This window comes from Bradyrhizobium sp. AZCC 1588, assembly GCF_036924735.1.
Lineage (GTDB): Bacteria > Pseudomonadota > Alphaproteobacteria > Rhizobiales > Xanthobacteraceae > Bradyrhizobium.
This window is the reverse complement of record NZ_JAZHSC010000001.1, coordinates 6474195-6494397: the sequence shown is the minus strand read 5'-3', so window position 1 is coordinate 6494397 and position 20203 is coordinate 6474195. Positions and strand designations below refer to the sequence as shown.

At 63.7% G+C, this 20203-nt stretch carries 18 protein-coding genes; 10 read left to right on the top strand and 8 right to left on the bottom strand.

Going from position 1 to position 20203, the window contains the following annotated elements; translation table 11 throughout:
• Window positions 1-143 precede the first annotated feature (143 nt).
• Entirely contained in the window at window positions 144-1277 is a 1134-nt protein-coding gene (locus V1277_RS30230) for a hypothetical protein (RefSeq protein ID WP_334419394.1), read from the bottom strand.
• Window positions 1278-1453: 176 nt separating this feature from the next.
• Here V1277_RS30230 and V1277_RS30225 point away from each other — a divergent pair, with 176 nt between their 5' ends.
• A complete protein-coding gene (locus V1277_RS30225; RefSeq protein ID WP_334419393.1) occupies window positions 1454-2143 on the top strand; it encodes a DUF4336 domain-containing protein in 690 nt (229 codons plus the stop codon).
• A gap of 167 nt (window positions 2144-2310) precedes the next feature.
• Here the strand turns inward: V1277_RS30225 and V1277_RS30220 are convergent, their stop codons facing one another.
• On the bottom strand, window positions 2311-3645 hold the full coding sequence (locus V1277_RS30220; RefSeq protein ID WP_334419392.1) for a S41 family peptidase: 1335 nt from the start codon (window positions 3643-3645) through the stop codon (window positions 2311-2313).
• Window positions 3646-3844: 199 nt separating this feature from the next.
• Window positions 3845-4147, bottom strand: coding sequence for a hypothetical protein (locus V1277_RS30215; RefSeq protein WP_334375155.1), 303 nt, complete (start codon window positions 4145-4147; stop codon window positions 3845-3847).
• A gap of 128 nt (window positions 4148-4275) precedes the next feature.
• Between V1277_RS30215 and V1277_RS30210 the strand changes: the two genes are divergently transcribed.
• The 5 genes from V1277_RS30210 (at window position 4276) to V1277_RS30190 (ending at window position 8001) form a co-directional block, all read left to right on the top strand.
• Window positions 4276-4902 (top strand): HAD family hydrolase, encoded by a 627-nt coding sequence (locus V1277_RS30210; RefSeq protein ID WP_334419391.1) that lies wholly within the window; start codon window positions 4276-4278, stop codon window positions 4900-4902.
• 13 nt (window positions 4903-4915) lie between these two features.
• On the top strand, window positions 4916-6127 hold the full coding sequence (locus V1277_RS30205) for a molybdopterin molybdotransferase MoeA (RefSeq protein ID WP_334419390.1): 1212 nt from the start codon (window positions 4916-4918) through the stop codon (window positions 6125-6127).
• A 207-nt stretch (window positions 6128-6334) separates the two neighbouring features.
• The gene (gene lexA, locus V1277_RS30200; protein ID WP_057843135.1) at window positions 6335-7036 is read left to right on the top strand and encodes a transcriptional repressor LexA; all 702 of its coding nucleotides are present in this window, start codon (window positions 6335-6337) and stop codon (window positions 7034-7036) included.
• Between the two features lie 228 nt (window positions 7037-7264).
• Window positions 7265-7687, top strand: a complete 423-nt coding sequence (locus tag V1277_RS30195) for a hypothetical protein (protein WP_065747201.1) — start codon at window positions 7265-7267, stop codon at window positions 7685-7687.
• 86 nt (window positions 7688-7773) lie between these two features.
• Complete coding sequence (locus V1277_RS30190; RefSeq protein ID WP_334377149.1) at window positions 7774-8001, top strand: hypothetical protein; 228 nt, start codon at window positions 7774-7776, stop codon at window positions 7999-8001.
• A 7-nt stretch (window positions 8002-8008) separates the two neighbouring features.
• Here V1277_RS30190 and V1277_RS30185 read toward each other — a convergent pair whose 3' ends face one another.
• Entirely contained in the window at window positions 8009-10303 is a 2295-nt protein-coding gene (locus tag V1277_RS30185) for a ComEC/Rec2 family competence protein (RefSeq protein ID WP_334419389.1), read from the bottom strand.
• Window positions 10304-10946: 643 nt separating this feature from the next.
• Here V1277_RS30185 and V1277_RS30180 point away from each other — a divergent pair.
• Together V1277_RS30180 and glnA are read left to right on the top strand one after the other, a co-directional pair.
• Window positions 10947-11129, top strand: coding sequence for a hypothetical protein (locus V1277_RS30180; RefSeq protein WP_065729174.1), 183 nt, complete (start codon window positions 10947-10949; stop codon window positions 11127-11129).
• Between the two features lie 115 nt (window positions 11130-11244).
• Window positions 11245-12675 (top strand): type I glutamate--ammonia ligase, encoded by a 1431-nt coding sequence (gene glnA / locus V1277_RS30175; protein WP_334419388.1) that lies wholly within the window; start codon window positions 11245-11247, stop codon window positions 12673-12675.
• A 41-nt stretch (window positions 12676-12716) separates the two neighbouring features.
• Here glnA and V1277_RS30170 read toward each other — a convergent pair whose 3' ends face one another.
• Entirely contained in the window at window positions 12717-13109 is a 393-nt protein-coding gene (locus tag V1277_RS30170) for a YybH family protein (protein ID WP_334419387.1), read from the bottom strand.
• Window positions 13110-13270: 161 nt separating this feature from the next.
• Window positions 13271-14953 (bottom strand): glutamine--tRNA ligase/YqeY domain fusion protein, encoded by a 1683-nt coding sequence (locus V1277_RS30165; protein ID WP_334419386.1) that lies wholly within the window; start codon window positions 14951-14953, stop codon window positions 13271-13273.
• A 140-nt stretch (window positions 14954-15093) separates the two neighbouring features.
• On the opposite strand from V1277_RS30165, the gene gltX reads away from it, so the two are divergent.
• Together gltX and gltA are read left to right on the top strand one after the other, a co-directional pair.
• Complete coding sequence (gltX, locus tag V1277_RS30160) at window positions 15094-16518, top strand: glutamate--tRNA ligase (RefSeq protein WP_334419385.1); 1425 nt, start codon at window positions 15094-15096, stop codon at window positions 16516-16518.
• 162 nt (window positions 16519-16680) lie between these two features.
• The gene (gene gltA, locus V1277_RS30155) at window positions 16681-17985 is read left to right on the top strand and encodes a citrate synthase (RefSeq protein WP_334375132.1); all 1305 of its coding nucleotides are present in this window, start codon (window positions 16681-16683) and stop codon (window positions 17983-17985) included.
• Window positions 17986-18141: 156 nt separating this feature from the next.
• On the opposite strand, the gene lpxB is transcribed toward gltA, so the two are convergent.
• Both lpxB and V1277_RS30145 read right to left on the bottom strand, forming a co-directional pair.
• Window positions 18142-19332, bottom strand: a complete 1191-nt coding sequence (gene lpxB, locus V1277_RS30150) for a lipid-A-disaccharide synthase (protein WP_334419384.1) — start codon at window positions 19330-19332, stop codon at window positions 18142-18144.
• Complete coding sequence (locus V1277_RS30145) at window positions 19329-20186, bottom strand: LpxI family protein (protein ID WP_334419383.1); 858 nt, start codon at window positions 20184-20186, stop codon at window positions 19329-19331. The genes lpxB and V1277_RS30145 overlap by 4 nt, the downstream gene beginning before the upstream one ends.
• Window positions 20187-20203 lie beyond the last annotated feature (17 nt).

Genomic DNA, 20203 nt, shown 5'->3' with positions numbered 1-20203 from the left:
TTCTACGCTCCACAATGACGATGGCGCAAATCTAGATTGCAGGTGCACGAGATTTTTTGCAAGCTGTGGATGTATCGGCCTTTCAGAAATTTGCACAAGTTCGGCCGACAGGCAGGCGCGGTGGTACCCCCGCCCTACGACGTCTACAGCCGCGCCTTCAGCGACAGCGGCACCCGGAAAGTCCTGAAGCCTTCGATGTCGGGAAACCCCTCTGCTGCTTCGCGCGAGGCCAGCGTCAGGACCGCGGCCGGGACTTCGCCGCTGATCAGCCGGTCGATCGCCCCTCGTTGTCCTTCGCTGAACTGAACTTCTGCGGCTCCCGCCGCCATGAACGCGGCGCTGACGCGTCCGCTCGATGCGGACTGTTTCTCCTCGATCGCAATGCTCTTGTTGTTCAGGTCGGACAACGAATTGATCTCCGGACGTGCCAGCACAAGCGCGACCAGATCCGGGTCGTCTGGCGCTACGTATGCCGCTTTGTCGGTATCGCTCACGTCGGCTGGCGCTGCTTCCGGATTGTCGGATTTGTTGGCCGCTTCCCTCCCTGTCCCGATCGCCGTGACGAGATCGGCCAATCCCGTCGCTTCCACAAGCTGCTGCTGTATGGTTCGAGAGGCCGGAGCGGGAGCAACGCCGACCGAGGGAGGCAACGCAGTCGCCTCGGGTGTGGCAGGCGTCGCGGCGATCTCAAGCGTGGCCGGCGGCGGCAGGGTGACCTCGGATTTGACCTCCGACTTCTCCTCCGGCTTGGGAGCCTCCACCTCAGGCTTGGGAGTCTCCGCAGGCTGCGACGCAGCGACGGCGGCTGCCTTACCGGGCTCGGGGCTATCAGGGATTTCCAATTGGCGCTCCGGCGGCTGCCCACCCGCGACGGTCTTTTCGCGAGCCACTGACGCCGTGGCCGCCGGAATGTTCTTCCTGGCTGCTGCGAGAGCGGGAGCGGCGGCCTTTTTGGCGTTCGACGGCCTCGTGCTGGACGCCGCCTTGCTGCCGCGCGGCGCGGTGCGGGAAACGGGTGCGCCCTGCCTCGTCACGCGAGCGGGACTGGCGTGTCTTGCGGCTTCGGCCTCAGCCGGCACCACAACATCAGTCTCGCGAACCGCGCGGTGCCGGGCAGATAATGCCTGATCAGACCAGGCCATGTAGGACTGGCACGCGCGATTGCACGGCAGCCCGTCGATATAAACGACGCCAGGTGAATCCAGCGGATTGGCCTGCAGGGCTCCGCTCGAACAAACCGACAGGATCAGGGCCGGCAAAATCCATCTTCTCGACATGACTGCTCCATTCGAACGCGCATGGTCTTCAACGCGAACTACGAGCGAGTGGAGATGAGAGTTTCAAAAAAGTGGTGTCGTTTGCGGATCGCCACCCGCGCCTTGACGATGCCTTTTCGTCGCCTGGCTAAAACGGGGATCTTGATCCGGGTCGCTATAATTGAGTTAGATCGGTTATGTTGAAGGAATTCGGTCAGAAGATCTGGACTGCGGACGGACCGGACGTTGCAGTAGCTGGATTTCATTACCCCACTCGGATGGCCGCAATCGGTCTATCAGACGGCGGCCTATTCATCTGGTCACCGATACATCTCACGGATGGCCTGCGCGCAGAAGTGGATGCTATCGGTCGAGTACGGCACATCGTTGCGCCAAATTCACTTCATCACTTGTTTCTTCAAGAGTGGAAGCACGCCTACCCCAGCGCCAAGGTCTACGCCCCGCCCGGATTGCGAAGGAAACGCGAGGACATAATATTTGACGCTGATCTCGGAAGCGTGCCCAGCGCGGATTGGATCGGGGAGATCGATCAGGTTCTGATGCACGGCAACCTGATCACTACGGAGGCCGTATTCTTTCATTTCAAGAGCGGCACCGTGCTCTTTACCGATCTGATCCAGCAGATCCCTGCCGACCGGCTCTCCGGCTGGCGAGCTATCGTAGCGAAACTGGACCTGATGACGGGGCCTGAGCCGTCTGTGCCGCGCAAGTTTCGCTTCGCGTTTGCCAACCGCCGCGTCGCGCGAGACTCCCTGCAACACATTCTCGCATGGCCCGCCGAGAAGGTGCTGATGGCCCACGGAACACCAATAGAGCAGGATGCCCGAGCATACCTGCGCCGTGCTTTTGGCTGGTTGATCGCGTGATTCAGCAGCACAAGTGGCGGGAACAACCGAAGTCCCGGATGTCGCGGAGCAATCCATCGCACCGAGCGAAGAAAGGAATGGATTGCTTCGTCGCTTCGCTCCTCGCAATGACGTAGCGGGCATCTTGCCCCAACTTCACGCTTCAATCCGCTCGGCGCAGCCTTCGCTTAATTCGGCACCGCCCGTTTCGCGGCCGTGACTGCATTTGCATTCACGGTGCCGCCGCGCAGCAGGTTGAACGCGGCGTTGAGCGCCTTGTCGTCCTTTTCGTTCGGCGGGACGTAGGCTTGCGAGCCGGTCTGCTCGGCGCCGTCGGCGGCGAGGTGGCCGCGCATCGAGGCTTCGCCTTTCAGCTCGGCGCGGCCCTTGAGTTCATCGGGCACATCCTGCAGCACCTCGACGTCGGGCGCGATGCCCTGGGCCTGGATCGAGCGGCCCGATGGCGTGAAGTAGCGCGCCGTGGTCAGCGCCAGCGCGCCGTTGCCCTGCCCGAGCGGAATGATGGTCTGCACCGAGCCCTTGCCGAAAGTGCGCGTGCCGATCAGCGTGGCGCGCTTGTGGTCGCGCAGCGCGCCGGCCACGATTTCGGACGCCGAAGCCGAGCCGCCGTTGATCAGCACGACCAGCGGCTTGCCCTTGGTGATGTCGCCGCCGCGCGCGGTGAAGCGCTGGGTTTCCTCCGAAGTGCGGCCACGCGTCGAGACCACCTCGCCCCGGTTCATGAAGGTGCTCGACACCGACACCGCCTGGTCGAGCAACCCGCCGGGATTGTTGCGGAGATCGATCACGTAGCCCGCGAGTTTTTCCGGCGGAATTTCCTTCGAGATGCTGGCGATCGCCTTCTTCAAGCCGTCGGTGGTCTGCTCGTTGAAGCGGGTGATCCTGATGTAACCGATGTCGCCGCCGTCGGCCTTGAAGCGGACCGGCCGCACCCGGATGATCTCGCGCACGATGGCGACGTCGATCGGCGCGGCGGCCCCCTTGCGCACGACCTTGAGGCGGATCTTGCTGTTGGCGGGGCCCTTCATCCGGCCTACCGCCTGTTCGAGGGTCATGCCCTGGATGACCTCGTCGTCGATCTGGGTGATCACGTCGCCTGACAGCATGCCGGCCCTGGCCGCGGGCGTATCGTCGATCGGCGTCACCACCTTGACGAGGCCATCTTCCATCGTCACCTCGATGCCGAGCCCACCGAACTCGCCATGGGTGGTCTCCTGCATGTCGCTCCAGCCCTTCTCATTCATGTACCGCGAATGAGGATCGAGCGCTGAAATCATGCCGTTGATGGCGCCTTCCATCAGCTTGGAATCGTCGGGCTTCTCGACATAGCTGGTCTTGATCCGCTCGAACACATTGCCGAACAGATTGAGCTGGGTGTAGGTGTCGGAACGGGCCGCGGCCTTTGCCGCCGCCACCAGATGCGCCCCTTGAGGTCCGATCACGAGAGCGGTCAGACACGCACCCGTCACCGTGCCGAGAAGAAAGGCAAAATTCCTGCGCATCGTGGGGCGTCCCTCTATCTCTACGGACGCCCACACCATCCCTGTGAATCGGCGCCCCTGTCCCAGCCCCGCCAACTCACAATGGCTTTTTGGTCGGATCAAGGCACGCCGACCCGGGGCAATACGGTCGCTTTCAGAGTGTGAATGAAATCATCACGTTAGATGGCGAGTTCATCGTGCCCGGGCTAGCCGGCATCTTCTACTTTGCGGCGCCTTCGGCGGATTTGGCCTTTGACTTCGCTGCCGGCGCCTTGGCCGCCGCTTTCGGCGGTGTGCTGTCGCCGCGCATCGTCCCCCAGGGGTCCGAATTCTTCTGCTGCTCGGGGATGTTGCCGAGCGATCTCCGGTAGGCCCGCTCGGCGTCCTTCTCGGCCGCGATTTGCGAGGGCGTCTTGGGCTTGTCCTCCTCGCCATATCTGGCGGGACCTTGCTGGGCGGCGGCGGATCCGGCCAAAAAAGCGATCACGGCGACAGCGCCCAGGATTCTGCCAACAACTTGCATGCGACTACTCCCTGAAATTGGTCCCAAGCCTTAGCACAGCCGGCGTACGGGCTTAAGCGCCGGATTGGGCTGCGACGCAAATCACCGTGGCCGTTGCCGAGGCCGGTCCGGTTTTGTAAACGACTGCCATGAATTCGCCGCCAGTGCCCCATTCCGTCGATGCCTTGCTGTTCGACCTCGGCCGTGTCGTGCTCGACATCAGTTTCGAAGAGGTAATGACGTGCTGGGCAGGGCATGCGGGCTGCCCGCCTGCCGATCTCGCCGGACGCTTTGTGATGGACGACAGTTTCAAGCACCACGAGACCGGCCGGATCGACGATGCGGCGTTCTTTGCGGGCCTGCGCCAGTCGCTCGGCATCGGCATCACCGACGCGCAGTTCCTGGAAGGCTGGAACGCGATCTTCACCGGCGAGATGCCCGGAATTTCGCCGCTCCTGGCGCGTGCAGCAAAACGCCTGCCGCTCTATGCTTTTTCCAACACCAATCCGGCCCATGTCACGCATTTTTCGCAGGCCTATGCGGATGTGCTCGGCCATTTCCGCGAGATATTCCTGTCCTCCAGCATCGGTTTGCGCAAACCCGACGCCGAAGCCTATGATCATGTGGTAAAAGCGATCGGCGTGCCGGCGTCGCGGATCCTGTTCTTCGACGACTCGGCTGCCAATATCGAAGGTGCGCGGGCGCGCGGCCTTTCTGCCATCCACGTGACATCGACGGATGACGTGGCGAGGGCACTGACCGCACTTGGAATTTGAAGGAGGTCTGCCCGTGGCGTTGATGCCGGTTGCCGATGCGCTTGCCGCGATTCTTGCCGGTGCAGAGGCGCTGCCCGAAGAAATGGCGGCGCTCGATGACGCGTATCACCGCATTCTCGCACGCGACGTCGCCGCGCGGCGGACACAGCCGCCGCAGGCGATGTCGGCGATGGACGGCTATGCGGTGCGCGCGGCTGACGCCGCCGATGTCAGCGCACGGCTGAAGGTGATCGGCGAGGTCGCCGCCGGCCGTCCGTTCGAGCGGAAGGTCGGCCCGGGCGAGGCGGTGCGGATCTTTACCGGCGGCGTGATCCCCGATGGCGCCGACGCCGTCATCATCCAGGAAGACACTGGCGTCGAAGGCGATCATATCACCATCACGGAAGCTGCCGTTCCGGGGCGGCATATCCGCGCCGCGGGCGTTGATTTCCGCGAAGGCGACGTCCTCCTCAAACGCGGGCGCCGCCTCACCGACCGCGACCTCTCACTCGCCGCCGGCATGAACTACCCGGAGCTTGCAGTGCACCGTCGCCCGAAAGTTGCGATGCTGGCGACCGGCGACGAACTGGTGATGCCGGGCGCAAGCCCCAGCCCCGGCCAGATCGTCTATTCCAACGGCTACAGCTTGCGGGCGCTGGCGCGAGCCGAAGGGGCAGAAATCATTGACCTCGGAATCGCCGCCGACACCGTCGCCGCGACCACGGAAGGCATCCGCCGTGCCCGCAAGGCCGATGCCGACATCCTGATCACCATGGGCGGCGCTTCGGTCGGCGACCACGACCTCGTCAAGCGGTCGCTGGAGGCCGAGGCCGTCGCCATCGCGTTCTGGCGGATCGCGATGCGGCCGGGCAAGCCGATGATGCATGGCAGGCTGGAGGCGATGCGGGTGATCGGCCTGCCCGGCAATCCCGTTTCCTCCTATGTCTGCGGCTTCCTGTTCCTGGTGCCGCTGATTCGCGCTCTATCGGGCCGCGATACCATCCATCACCCGCGCGAAAGCGCCCTGCTCGGCCGCGATCTCGCCGCCAACGACCAGCGCGAAGACTATCTTCGCGCCTACCTCGAAACGCGCGACGACGGCACGCTGGTCGCCGTGCCGGTGAACCATCAGGACTCGTCGCTATCAGGGAATCTCGCTGCGGCACGGGCACTTGTGATACGTCCGCCGTTCGCGCCGGCTGCCGCAAAGGGCTCGCCTTGCGAGCTGCTCCGGCTGCCGGAATGACGCCTGAACCGCGCTCCGACAGCACTTTGGGCCGGAACCGCAATGCGTTCACCTGAAATTAAGTGGTTGCGGAACACATATCGAACATATAGTGTCCGTTCATGATTTGTTTCGACTGCTAGTGTCTTTGATTGAGAGTTTGGGGACTCCACGATCTGGGCTCTGAAGATTCGGAACGAGACGACGCCAACCGGGGGATTGCTCGCGATGCTTACGCGCAAACAGTACGAACTTCTGCGTTTCATCAATGAACGGCTGAAAGAGGCCGGCGTGCCGCCCTCCTTCGACGAGATGAAGGACGCGCTCGATCTGCGCTCGAAATCCGGAATCCACCGCCTCATCACGGCATTGGAGGAGCGCGGCTTCATCCGTCGCCTGCCCAACCGCGCCCGCGCCATCGAAGTCATCAAGCTGCCTGAGCTCGCAGCCGCCGCCAACAGCCGCCGCGGCTTCACGCCGAGCGTTATCGAGGGCACGCTCGGCAAGCGCACGGTGAGCGCGCCGGCCGCCGAGGACGACGGCAATCGCCCGGTCGCCGTGCCTGTCATGGGCCGGATTGCCGCCGGTACGCCGATCGAGGCGCTGCAGACCCGCAGCCACACCATCAGCGTACCGCCTGACATGCTCGGCTCCGGTGAACATTACGCGCTCGAAGTGCGCGGCGATTCCATGGTGGACGCCGGCATTCTCGACGGCGACATGGCGCTGATCCAACGCAACGAAACCGCCGACACCGGCGACATCGTCGTGGCGCTGATCGACGAGGAGGAAGCGACGCTGAAGCGCTTCCGCCGCCGCGGCGCCTCGATTGCGCTCGAGCCTGCCAACACCGCTTATGAAGTCCGCATCCTGCCGCCGAACCGGGTCCGGATTCAGGGCAAGCTGATCGGGCTGTACCGCAAATACTGACCCATTATGCCGTCCGGGCCGTGACGGAAAAGAGCCCCGGCCCGTGGCCGGGGTTTTTTGTTGCACGTGTGGAACTAAGGCACGTTAGCGCGTTTGTGAATGTGGCGCAGTGCGCCAGTCGCAGAATTGCCCAGAACAGAGAAAAGGCTCTGCGCCATGTCCACTCTGATAGAGGCCTGTGCCTCCTTCTAGACACGGGTCAGCTATCTCAAACGAGGGAGCCATCCGATGTGTGACTATAGCCTGCATGCTGTGGCTACGCGGCCTGCCGAGGTCGGCGAGACGCTGATCACGACGACATTCCGCGGTACATCGACCCGCGGCTTTGCGTCGGAACGCGAGCCTGCAGTGGCGGTCTGCATGCTTCCCGGCACCGAACTGGCGTTCGCTGAGGACGTCAAATACGACAACCGGTGGATCTGGACTCGAACCACCGACTGGCGGGTCGGCAAGTTCAATCAAATCGACCCCCATATATCCGACCGTCACCATGACGCGATCGAATTTCCCGACGGAAGCCATGTGCTGGTGACGCAGCTTTGCGAAGGCCAGCGCGCGACCGTGCTGCAATTGCCGGTGGTCCAGACCGGTGGCGAACGCGCGCCGAAGGTGACGGAAGCGCCTCCGGCCGAATCGATCGTGACCGGATAAACGCCCACGCGAATACGATCCGCCGGTCCAGGCCGGCGGATCGTGGTGGTACATTTTTCAGAACTCGGCACCGCAGGGGGCAGTCGGTGGTCAACAAGGTTACGTGGCAAAAAGCCGGGCGCGTCACTGAGCCCGGGCGGTACATGTTCAGGTACGGCTGGCTCACCATCACGGCCGAAGATCTCGCAATCTGGCGGCAATTCCCCGACGCATCGTTCACCCTGGTCGCTCTGCCGTCGGCGCCCGACGCGCCCGAGGAATTCCATCTCGGCGCGTTCGAAATACCAGCCAAGCCCACGGTCGACGAGCACTGAAGACCGTCTACTCCTCCGCCTGAAGGTCTGCCTCGGCCGGCGTGGCATCGACGCTGCGCGGTGGCACGACGCGCGGCGCAAGCACCGTGGTGTCGGCCTCGCTCTCGTCGGCTATGGCCGGCGACCACGGGCGGTCGATGCCCCTCGGCTTGACCGCCTCGACGGCAAATCCCTCCCGGCTGCGCCGCAACGTCATCGCGCCCTGCCGCCGCAGTCGTTCGGCGCCGATGACGGAAGCACCGCATGCCGGCGGGGCCTGCCGCAGCGTCACAATGATTGCTGCGCGCTCGCAATCGTCCGAAAACGCCTCGGGTCTGAGCGCCTGCGCGATCAGGGCGCCGCCGGCGGATTGCACCACGCAGCCAAGATCGTCGCATGAGACACCTGACGTGAGCGAGGCGTCGGCCGCGGTTCGCGCGTCCGCATCCGCCGCCAGCCACTCCTTCAAAAGAAAGACGTCCCGAGACCCCTTGGCCGCGTGCATCAAATGTAGCCGGCCATCCTGGCCGCGCACCCCGACATGGCGTCCGTCGGCGGAAATCAGGATATCCGGCTGCGGCACCCTCGCAGCCCACAGCGCCGCTGATAGTACCAGCGCCGCACCCGACCAGCGCAGCGGCGTGCGCAACAGGCCGAGCAGGATGATGCCGAGGCTCGCCGCAATCAGCGGGCCGATGCCGAAGGCCGGCACCCGGCCGACCGCGCCGGGTAACGCCGCGACCCATTGCGTCACCGCAATCATCCAGTCGATGCCGAGGCCCATGATCGCCCAGAACAGTCGATCGAAGCCGAACGGCATCGCGACGAGGCCGAGCAGGCCTGCCGGCATCACCAGCGCGGAGACCACCGGCATCGCCGCGAGGTTGGCGAGCACGCCGTAAGGCGTGACCCGGTGAAAGTGAAAGGCCGCGTAAGGCATGGTCGCAAGCCCCGCTACCAACGAGGCCAGCAACAGCATGGTGACTTCGCGGCCGCCCCACAGCGCCACGCGCGCCGTTGCGGTATGATCCGCCGTCGCCAACAGGCGCGGCATGCCGATCTGCACCAGCGCCACCAGCCCGAGCGTCGCCGCAAACGACATCTGAAAACTCGGATGTACCAGCGCTTCCGGCGCGACCGTGAGCACGATCAGGGCCGCGACCGCGAGCGTGCGAAACGTAATCGCGCGGCGATCGACCATGACGGCGATCAGCACCACGGCCGTCATGAAGAACGATCTTTGCGTCGCGACCTCGGCGCCCGACAGCAGCAAATAGAACGCAGCGGCAACGAGGGCTGCCGCCGCCGACCACTTCTTGATGGGCTGGCCGACCGTGAGCACAGGAAACAACGCCAATAGCGCCCGCACCGCAAAGAACACGACGCCGGCGACGACGGCCATGTGGTAGCCGGAGATCGACAGCACATGGCCGAGACCGGAGATGAACATCGCGTCGTTCACCGGCGGCGAGATCGCATCGCGCCGCCCGGTCAACAGCGCGGTCGCAATCGCGCGCCTGTCGCCTTCCAGCGTGGTCCTGATCCGCGCGTCAATCGTATCGCGCAGGCCTTGCATCACGGCCGAATAGCGCAGGCGGAGCCCGCCCGCGGCGGGCGGCTCGGCGGTCTTGATCGCGCCCATCACGAAGCCGGAGGCGCCGATGCCGGCGAAGAACATGTCGCGGCTGAAATCGTAGCTGCCCGGCCGCACCGGCGAAAGCGGCGGCAACAGCCGCGCCTTCAGCTCGACGAAGCTGCCGACCGGCGGAGCCGTGCCCTTCCTTACCGAGAGCCGTACCCGCTCCAGCTTCGTCGTTCCGCGCGCGCTTTCCATGGTGACGACGCGAAGGACAAAACGGTCGGTGCGCTCGCGAATGTCGCGCGTCTCGACAAAACCCGTCAGCGACACGGAAAACATCGGTCGCGCCAGCACGCCATGCGCAATCCGCGCGGTCTTCCAGGTCGCGACCGCAAAGCCCGCGGCGACGGCCGCGATCATCACCGCGGCGGGAAAGAATTTCTGCCGCCGCAACAGCACCGCCACCGCGCACAGCGCAACTGCCACTATGGCAGCCACCGACAGCACCGGCTCATGATCGGCAGCGAAGTAAAAGGCAATGCCGGTGCCGAATGCCACGGGTACCCACGGCAGCAGGCGCCCGGCGCCGGCTTCCGCGTGCGCCCATGCGCGCAGGGTCTCGATCAGCGGCGGCCAGAACGCGGGGCGCGCCGGCAAGAGTCCGCCGACCGGCGCCGCAGCACGCGGCGGCCAGGTGCCCACATAGCCCCGTTTTCGGCCCGACGTGTCGCCCTGCTCCGCCACCGAGCCTACACCTTACGATCTCGTGGAGACCGCAAGACTACCGGACGCTGTATTGTGGCCGCTAGCGGAACGGATGCAGAAACTTGAGGAAATGCACGCCGGCCGGCGTTACAATCATTTCATGAGACTTGCGGCCTGCCTTCTATTTGCTTTGGCGACGTCAGCATCCGCTGTCGCAGCGGCTGAACAATGCCGCTTCATCGAAGCAAGACCAGAGCGCGAAGCGTGCTATCAGCGCCAGGACGTTGCGCGGGCCGCCCGGCAAAAGGCTAACGAGGACCGGCAGGCACAGCAAAAGCTGTATGAGCCGATGGCCCAGGAGGATGCCCAACTCGCCAAATCCCTGCGCAGCATTTGCCGGGGCTGCTAGGCCGATCCCGAAGCACGCTTAACAACGCCCGTCGCGGCCGACCGCTACTCAAAGCGTAACCGTCCGGCCTGCGTTGTGTTGCCGCTGCTCTTCCCCGGAGCCACTATCCAATTCCGCCGACAACTCACCGGCAGGAACGCGCTCTTGAAAGCGCTCTTGCAAGTGCGCCGCAGCAGGATGCACACTGTGTGCGCGGGATCAGGTGTCAACGTCTACGGTTCTCAGCTCGACTGGAATTCACGGTCGCGCTCAGAATGAGAGGAGCATGACGCCATGCGAGAAACCGAAATCCACGACTATGCGCGGCAGTTACTGGAAGCACATGGCGCGAAGGCCATTGCGGAAGCTGCCCAGAATGCCATCGAACTCGAGGCAAAAGGCGAGGTCGAACTGGCCAGAACCTGGCGGCATATCGAAGACGCGATGAAGATGATGCGCGGTCCCCACCAAAGCTGAGGCTGCCGGCGCGGCAACGCAGAACGTGGGCCAGGAGCCGCCGCAAGTCGCTTCGCCACGGCTGAATGGCATCGCAACGTCCAAGATGCGGCTCTCCATTACAGGAGTTGAAGCCATGTTCCCGAAGTGTGCGACAGCCGAAGATCTCGTGAAGGCGATCAAGGACGAGAAGGTGCAGATGATCGATCTGCGCTTCACCGACTTGCCCGGGGTGTGGCAGCATTTTTCCGTCCCGCCGGGTGCAGCGAGTATCGATGCTCTGAGCGAAGGCATTGGGTTCGACGGATCGTCCATCCGCGGCTTCCAGGAAATTCAGGAAAGCGACATGCTGGTCGTGCCGGACCCGGCCACGGCCTTTCTCGACCCGTATTCGCCGGTATCGACCCTGGTCCTGATCTGCAACATCAGGGACCCCGTGACGGGTCAACCCTATAGTCGTGACGCCCGTTACATCGCCCAGAAGGCCGAAACCAACCTGAAAGGTACCGGCCACGCCGATACGAGTTATTTCGGCCCGGAGGCGGAGTTCTTTGTGTTCGACGAGGTGCGCTACGGACAAGGCATCAATCATGCCTTCCACGAAATCGATTCCAGTGAAGGGAGCTGGAATACCGGCGCGGAGGAAGAGCCGAATCTGGGCCACAAGCCGCGCCCCAAGGAAGGATATTTTCCCGTTCCCCCGACCGACAGCATGCAGGCTCTCCGCACCGAAATGGTGCTGACGATGGAACAGCTAGGCATCCAGATCGAAGCCCATCACCATGAAGTCGCGACCGGCGGCCAGAACGAGATCGACATGCGCTTCACTACGCTGACCCGCATGGCGGACAATCTGATGATCTACAAATACGTGGTGAAGAACACCGCCCGCGAGCACGGCAAGACCGCAACGTTCATGCCGAAGCCGCTGTTCGAGGACAACGCCTCGGGAATGCACGTTCACCAGTCCCTGTGGAAGGGCGAGACCAATCTGTTCTACGACAAAAGCGACTATGCCGAGTTGAGTCAGCTCGGCCGCTTCTACATCGGCGGCCTGTTGACCCACGCCTGGGCGTTGTGTGCGCTTTGCGCCCCCACCACGAACTCCTATCGGCGTCTGGTGCCCGGCTATGAGGCTCCGATCAATCTGGTCTATTCCCAGCGCAATCGCTCAGCCTGCTGCCGGATTCCGATGTATTCGCCGAACCCGCGGGCAAAGCGGGTTGAATTTCGCTCGCCGGATCCCTCCTGCAATCCCTATCTGGCCTTTGCCGCGATGCTGATGGCCGGTCTCGACGGCATCACCAGCCGGATCGATCCAGGCAGCCCGATCGACAAGAACCTTTATGACCTGCCGCCCGCCGAGGCGAAGAACGTGAGGTCGACACCGGGGTCGCTGGATCAGGCGCTTGACGCGCTCGAGCGCGATCACGCCTTCCTGCTCCGTAACGACGTGTTCACCGGCGACGTGATCGAGACCTGGCTCGATTACAAGCGGAAGAAAGAGGTCGATCCAATCCGGCTGCGCCCTCATCCATATGAGTTCCATTTGTATTACGACATCTAGAACGGGATGACGCAGGGACCGTGTCCTGACGCGCAACCGGCCTACTGCTCGATCAGCGGCGTCTTCGACGAGACGTGATGGCTGACGATCTTCCAGTCGCCGTCTTCGCGGACGATCACCCAGGTGATTTTCACCACCAGCGGCTCGGCACCCATCTCGACGGTAAAGGTCGCGGTGCCTGCGACGTTGATCAGGTCGATAGCCGCTTGCGCCGTCCTGACATCGGTGAATTCAACTGACGGCGACTGCCATCTCGGCAGCCCTTCGAAATAGGCCTTAACGCCGTCATTGCCGCGGTAGAACTTCGGGTTCGAGCCGAAGAAGAACGCGTTCTTCGAATAGAGCGAGGCGAGTGCCGCGGCGTCCAGTCTTTTGAACGCCGCCGCCCACCTTCCCATGATGCCGGAGACGATGTCGTCGGTCGCGCTTTGCATCGATGGTCCAATCTGAAATCTTGTAGGGTGGGCAAAGCGACTTGTGCGCCGTAGCTCGAAGAGCGAAGGCGGAAGCGTGCCCACCGAAATATTCTCAGCGACGATGGTGGGCACGGCGCAAGTGCGCCTTTGCCCACCCTACACATTTGTGCAACGCAGCCTCACCCCTTCCCGCCGACTTCCTTGGCAAAGGTGTCGCGCAGGCCGATGGTGCGGTTGAATACCGGCTTGCCCGGCGCGGAATCCTTGTCGCGCACGAAATAGCCCTGCCGCTCGAACTGCATCACCTCGCCCGAATTGTCTGAGGCGACCGATGGCTCGATCCGTGCGTCGGGCAACACTTCCAGCGATTCCAGATTGAGGTCGGCGGCGAAATTCGCGGCACTCGGGCTCGGGTTCGAGAAGAGCTGATTGTAGACGCGGATTTCCGCCGGCACCGAATCCTTGGCCGACAGCCAGTGCATCGTGGCCTTGACCTTGCGGCCGTCAGGGGCGTTGCCGCCCTTGGTGGCGGGATCGTAGGTGCAGCGGAGCTCGACCACTTCGCCCGCGTCATTCTTGATGACGTCGGTGCATTTCACGAAATAGGCGTAGCGCAGCCGCACCTCGTTGCCCGGCGACAGGCGGAAGAATTTTTTGGGCGGGTTCTCCATGAAATCGTCGCGCTCGATATAGAGCTCGCGGCCGAACGAGATTTTGCGCGTGCCCGCGGCCGGATCGTCGGGATGGTTGATGGCCTCGAGCTCCTCGACCTGGCCTTCCGGATAATTCTCGATCACGACTTTCAGCGGCCGCAGCACCGCCATGCGCCGCTGCGCCACCTTGTTGAGATGCTCGCGGATGCAGAATTCCAGCATGCCGACATCGACCACGCTGTTGGCTTTCGCCACCCCGATGCGCTTGACGAATTCCCGCACCGCAGCCGGCGGCACGCCGCGCCGCTTCAAGCCGGCGATCGTCGGCATCCGCGGGTCGTCCCAGCCCGACACATGACCGTCGCGCACGAGCTGCGTCAGCACGCGCTTCGACAGCAGCGTATAGGTCAGGTTGAGACGAGCGAATTCGTACTGCCGCGGCTTTGACGGCACCGGCAGCTTGTCCAGCAGCCATTCATAGAGCGGCCGATGGTCCTCGAATTCCAGCGTGCAGATCGAATGCGTGATGCCTTCGATGGCGTCCGACTGGCCGTGGGCGTAGTCGTAGCTCGGGTAGATCGACCATTTGGTGCCGGTACGCGGATGCTCGGCATGCAGGATGCGGTACAGCACGGGATCGCGCAGGTTGATGTTGCCGGCGGCCATGTCGATCTTGGCCCGCAGCACGCGGCTGCCGTTCGGAAACTCGCCGGCCTTCATGAGCCGGAAGAGGTCGAGGTTTTCCTCGACCGTGCGGTCACGAAACGGCGAGTTCTTGCCGGGTTCCGTGAGCGTGCCACGGTTGATGCGGATTTCTTCCTGCGACTGGTCGTCGACATAGGCATAGCCCGCCTTGATCAGGCCCTCCGCCCAGTCATACAGGCGATCGAAATAGTCGGAGGCGTAATAGAGATCGGTTCCCCAGTCGTAGCCGAGCCAATGCACGTCGGCCTGGATGGAATCGATGTATTCCTGCTCTTCCTTGGTCGGGTTGGTGTCGTCGAAGCGCAGATGACACTTGCCTCCGAATTCCTGCGCGATGCCGAAATTGAGGGCAATCGACTTGGCATGGCCTATATGCAGATAGCCGTTCGGCTCCGGCGGAAATCGGGTCACGATCCGGCTGTGCTTGTCGGAAGAGAGATCGGCCTGGACGATGTCGCGGATGAAATCGCGCCCCGCCTCTGCCGTTACCGGTTCTGTGGTCATCCTGAGTTCCTGTTAGGGATTGGCGAACCTTCTGCCAAATTCGCCCCTGTGAGCCAAGCCCACTTTGCCACCGGCCCGGGCTTTAGTTATGCACCGTTCCTGCTATACACCACCGCCGTTCACCGCTCACGCGCTTGGTAATGACTGATTCCGTCGTCACACGCTTCGCCCCCTCGCCCACCGGCTTCCTCCATATCGGAGGCGCCCGGACCGCGCTGTTCAACTGGCTTTACGCCAAGAAGCGCGGCGGCAAGATGCTGCTGCGGATCGAGGACACCGACCGCGAGCGCTCCACCGAAGCCGCCATTGCCGCCATCCTCGATGGGTTGAAGTGGCTCGAGCTCGATTGGGACGACGACGTCATCTACCAGTTCAGCCGCGCCGCGAGGCATCGCGAAGTGGCCGAGCAACTGCTCGCCAGCGGCAAGGCGTACCGTTGCTACGCCACCGCGGAGGAGCTGACCGCGATGCGCGAGAAGGCGCGCGCGGAGGGCCGCACCCGCCTCTATGACGGGATGTGGCGGGATCGTGATCCGGGAGAAGCGCCCGCCGGCATGAAGCCAACCATTCGCCTGAAGGCCCCGCAGACCGGCGAGACCGTGATCGAGGACCAGGTGCAGGGCCGCGTGGTCTGGCAGAACGAAAACCTCGACGACCTCGTGCTGCTGCGTGGCGACGGCAATCCGACCTACATGCTGGCTGTCGTGGTCGACGACCATGACATGGGCGTGACCCATGTCATCCGCGGCGACGACCATCTGATCAACGCCGCACGCCAGAAGCAGATCTACGACGCGCTCGGATGGGACATCCCGAACATGTCCCATATCCCGCTGATCCATGGCCCCGACGGCTCAAAACTCTCCAAGCGCCATGGCGCGCTCGGTGTCGACGCCTACCGCGCCATGGGATATCTGCCGGCGGCGCTGCGCAATTATCTGGTCCGGCTCGGCTGGAGCCATGGCGACCAGGAGATTTTCTCGACGCAGGAAATGATCGACGCGTTCGACCTGCCCGCGATCGGGCGGTCTGCTGCACGCTTCGATTTCGCCAAGCTGGAAAACCTCAACGGCCACTACATCCGCCACGCCGACGACGGCGCGCTGGTGTCCCAGTTCGAGAGCGTTCTGGACTATGTCCCCGATGGCGCCGAACTGAAAGCGAAGCTCAACGACACCACCCGCGCGCAATTGCTGCGGGCGATGCCGAGCCTGAAAGAACGCGCCAAGACCTTGATCGAGCTGATCTCGGGCGCCTACTTCATCTTTGCCGACCGTCCGCTCCAGATCGAGCCGAAGGCGTCAGCTCTGCTGACGCCGGAAACCCGAGCCCTGATCGGCCAACTCAGCACCGCGCTGGAAACCGTAACCGACTGGCGCGCCGAGACCACCGAATCCGCCATGCGGAATTTCGCGGAGCAGAACAACCTCAAGCTCGGCGCCGTCGCCCAGCCGCTCCGGGTGGCGCTGACCGGACGGACGACTTCGCCGGGTATTTTCGACGTTTTGGCAGTCCTGGGGCGGGAGGAATGTCTGGGTCGGCTAGCTGATCAGGCGGCCGGCTGAAGCCCCTACCTTATGCGGGTTTCCGGCCATCTTGCAGTGCACAGGGCAATAAGCTAACCCATTTGCCGCCGCCTCCAGACAAGCCGGCCTCCTTGCTTGTGCCCCGGAAATGGCACCAGGGTCAGGCGCGGTTTTCGCAACGATTTCATCGGGGACTTCACGATGGACGCAAAATCCAGCAACAAGACTGCAACCCTCACGGTAGGCAACAAGACCTACGATTTCCCGATCCTCAGCGGCACGGTGGGGCCAGATGTCATCGACATCGCCAAGCTCTACGCCCAGGCCGGGATGTTCACCTACGACCCCGGCTTCACCTCCACCGGAAGCTGCCAGTCCAAGATCACCTATATCGACGGCGACGCCGGCGTGCTGGAATACCGCGGCTACCCGATCGAGCAACTCGCCGAACAGGGTGACTTCCTCGAGACCTGCTACCTCCTGCTCTACGGGGAACTTCCGACCAAGGCTCAGAAGCAGGATTTCGACCACCGCGTGATCCATCACACCATGGTTCACGAGCAGATGGCCCGCTTCTTCCAGGGTTTTCGCCGCGACGCTCATCCGATGGCGATCATGGTCGCCGCCGTCGGCGCGCTGGCCGCGTTCTATCACGATAGCACCGACATCAACGATCCGCGGCAGCGCATGATCGCCTCGATGCGGATGATCGCGAAGGTGCCGACGCTGGCCGCGATGGCCTACAAATACACCGTCGGCCAGCCCTTCATGTATCCGAAGAACTCGCTCTCCTTTGCCGAGAACTTCCTGCACATGTGCTTCGCGGTGCCCTGCGAGGAATACAAGATCAATCCGGTGCTGGCTGACGCGCTCGACAAGATCTTCATCCTGCACGCCGACCACGAGCAGAACGCCTCGACCTCGACGGTGCGTATCGCCGGCTCCTCCGGCGCCAACCCGTTCGCCTGTATCGCCGCCGGCATCGCCTGCCTGTGGGGCCCGGCGCATGGCGGCGCCAACGAAGCGGCGCTGGCGATGCTCGCGGAGATTGGTTCCGTCGACAAGATTCCGGAATTCATCGCGAAGGTGAAGGACAAGAACAGCGAAGTCCGCCTGATGGGCTTTGGCCACCGCGTCTACAAGAACTACGATCCGCGCGCCAAGATCATGCAGAAGATGTGTCACGCCGTGCTGGCCGAGACCGGCCACGGCGACGACCCGATGCTGAAGGTGGCGCTGGAATTGGAAAAGATCGCGCTCAACGATCAGTACTTCATCGACCGCAAGCTCTACCCGAACGTCGACTTCTATTCAGGCATCACGCTGAAGGCGATGGGCTTCCCGACCTCGATGTTCACCGTGCTGTTCGCGGTTGCCCGCACCGTCGGCTGGATCAGCCAGTGGAGCGAGATGATCGAGGACCCGCAGCAGAAGATCGGCCGCCCGCGCCAGCTCTATACCGGCGTCGCCCGCCGCGATTACGTGGCGATGGACAAGCGGAAGTAAGCGACGTCGCTTACAAGACAGCTCGGAAAGCCGGATGCGATCGTCGCATCCGGCTTTTTGTTTTGTAGGGTGGGCAAAGCGCAGCGTGCCCACCGTTGGCGAGATGACTTGGGGAGAGATGGTGGGCACGCTTCGCTTTGCCCACCCTACGGCGCCCTACCCCCGCCGCGCCTGCCACATCGTCGCCAGCACGATGTCGGCGGCGCGCACGCTGGGCGGCTGGTTGCCGGTCGACATGATGCCGTCGATCTTGCCGAATGCTTCGAGTTGCTTTCGACGCAGCTCGCTGTCGCCCAACGCCTCGCGCAGCGCGGCTGCGAGCTTTTCCGGCGTGCAGTTCTCCTGCAGGAATTCCGGCACGACATTCTCGCCGATCACGAGATTGGCCAAGATCACCGAGTTTACCTTGATCGCCCGCCGCAAGATCCAGGCTTCCACAGCGCCGGTCCGGTAGGCCGTCACCATCGGCACGCCAGCCAAAGCCAGTTCGAGCGTCACGGTGCCGGATTTGGCGAGCGCTGCGTGCGCGATCCGGAATGCCGCCCGCTTCTCCTGCTCACCGATGACGACCTGGGGCTGCACCGGCCAGCCCTTCACCGCGTCCACGACCGCCTCCTGCAGGTGCGGCATGGTCGGCAGCACCAGTTCGAACGGCGTGCCCTGCTCCTGCAGCAGTCCCACCGCCTGGCCGAATACCGCCATGTGGTGGCGAATTTCGCTGCGGCGGCTTCCCGGAAGCACCAACAGCACCGGCGGCGATTCCGCCCGCCGCTTCGCCTCGTCGGCATCCGGACGCAGCGAGGCCAGTTGCTCGGTCAGGGGATGGCCGACATAAGTGCAAGGCGGCCCGTGCAGCCTGCGATAGGCGTCGGGCTCGAACGGCAGCAGCGCCAGCACGTGATCGACATATTTGCGCATCGCGCGCGCCCGGCCGGGCCGCCACGCCCACACCGAGGGCGACACATAATCGACGATCGGAATCCTGGGATCCTTGGCGCGCACGCGCCTGGCGACGCGATGGGTAAAGTCGGGGCTGTCGATGATGACGAGAATATCCGGCGATGCCTCCGTCACCACGATGGCCGTTTCCTTGATCAGCCCGAGGATCTTCGGCAATTCCTTGACGACTGCGGCCAGCCCGATGATCGAGAGTTCTTCAATCGGAAACAGCGACTCCAGGCCTTCGCGTGCCATTGCGCGGCCGCCGACGCCCTCGAACTGTACCGCATCGCCAAGGCGCTGGCGCAGCACCTTCATCAAGCTGGCGCCGAGGCGATCGCCGGATTCTTCCGTCGCGATCAGAAATATCCTCCGCTCCGTCCCGGCGGTCGCGCGAGGCGGCGTCACGCGGGCAAGCCCTGGACGAACAGGCCGGCGCTATCGGCGGCTTCGATCATGGCTTGCGAGTCCGCGGCAATCGTGTGGCCGGCGATCACGGCAATGCCGGCGAGCCCGGCTTTTGCCACGCCTTCGATGGTTTTTGCACCCACGGTCGGCAGGTCGAAGCGCAAATCCTGCCCGCTCTTCGGCGCCTTCACCAGCACGCCGCGGCCGGATTTGGCGCGAATGCGCCCCGCCTCGCGCAGCCTCGCCACGCGCGCCAGCAGTCCGTCGGTGCCCTCGATATCCTCGACCGCGACCACGTGCCCGTCGATCACGACCACGGCCTGGCCGATGTCGAACGGACCGAGCGCGCCGAGCACCTCCCGCCCCTTGGCAATATCGGCGGCGGCAGCAGCATCCGGCGTGGCACGCGCAATGTTTCCCTCCGGCATCAGAATGTCGGGGGCGACATCCCTGATGCCGACCATCCGGAAACCGTCCTGTTCGAGGATGCGGCCGATCCCCGACAACAGGTGATCGTCGCCGCCGCGAAACGCCGCCCAGACGCGGCCGATGACGCGGATCGTTCCCCAGTCCAGCCTGATTTCCGACAGCGCAGGCCGCAGCAGCGTACCGATGAAGATCAGATCGCGGCAGCCCTCACTACGGAACAGCTTTGTCGCGCGGCCGAGCTGTCCGACCGAGATCCAGTGATGGCGGAAGCGGCCGACGCGATCCGGATCGCAGGCGCCGCGCAGCGCGAAGAGCACTGGCGCCAATCCCCGCGCGGCAAGCGAATCCGCCACCGCGAACGGCATCGCGCCGCCGCCTGCGATGACGCCGACGGGCGATGAAATGTCGGAAGCCGCTGAGATCATGGCTGCGGCGATCCCCG

Coding starts and splice junctions, on each gene's coding strand:
- V1277_RS30230 (WP_334419394.1), bottom strand. CDS start 1,277: ATGTCGAGAAGATGGATTTTGCCGGCCCTGATCCTGTCGGTTTGTTCG.
- V1277_RS30225 (WP_334419393.1), top strand. CDS start 1,454: ATGTTGAAGGAATTCGGTCAGAAGATCTGGACTGCGGACGGACCGGAC.
- V1277_RS30220 (WP_334419392.1), bottom strand. CDS start 3,645: ATGCGCAGGAATTTTGCCTTTCTTCTCGGCACGGTGACGGGTGCGTGT.
- V1277_RS30215 (WP_334375155.1), bottom strand. CDS start 4,147: ATGCAAGTTGTTGGCAGAATCCTGGGCGCTGTCGCCGTGATCGCTTTT.
- V1277_RS30210 (WP_334419391.1), top strand. CDS start 4,276: ATGAATTCGCCGCCAGTGCCCCATTCCGTCGATGCCTTGCTGTTCGAC.
- lexA (WP_057843135.1), top strand. CDS start 6,335: ATGCTTACGCGCAAACAGTACGAACTTCTGCGTTTCATCAATGAACGG.
- V1277_RS30195 (WP_065747201.1), top strand. CDS start 7,265: ATGTGTGACTATAGCCTGCATGCTGTGGCTACGCGGCCTGCCGAGGTC.
- V1277_RS30180 (WP_065729174.1), top strand. CDS start 10,947: ATGCGAGAAACCGAAATCCACGACTATGCGCGGCAGTTACTGGAAGCA.
- glnA (WP_334419388.1), top strand. CDS start 11,245: ATGTTCCCGAAGTGTGCGACAGCCGAAGATCTCGTGAAGGCGATCAAG.
- V1277_RS30170 (WP_334419387.1), bottom strand. CDS start 13,109: ATGCAAAGCGCGACCGACGACATCGTCTCCGGCATCATGGGAAGGTGG.
- V1277_RS30165 (WP_334419386.1), bottom strand. CDS start 14,953: ATGACCACAGAACCGGTAACGGCAGAGGCGGGGCGCGATTTCATCCGC.
- gltX (WP_334419385.1), top strand. CDS start 15,094: ATGACTGATTCCGTCGTCACACGCTTCGCCCCCTCGCCCACCGGCTTC.
- gltA (WP_334375132.1), top strand. CDS start 16,681: ATGGACGCAAAATCCAGCAACAAGACTGCAACCCTCACGGTAGGCAAC.
- V1277_RS30145 (WP_334419383.1), bottom strand. CDS start 20,186: ATGATCTCAGCGGCTTCCGACATTTCATCGCCCGTCGGCGTCATCGCA.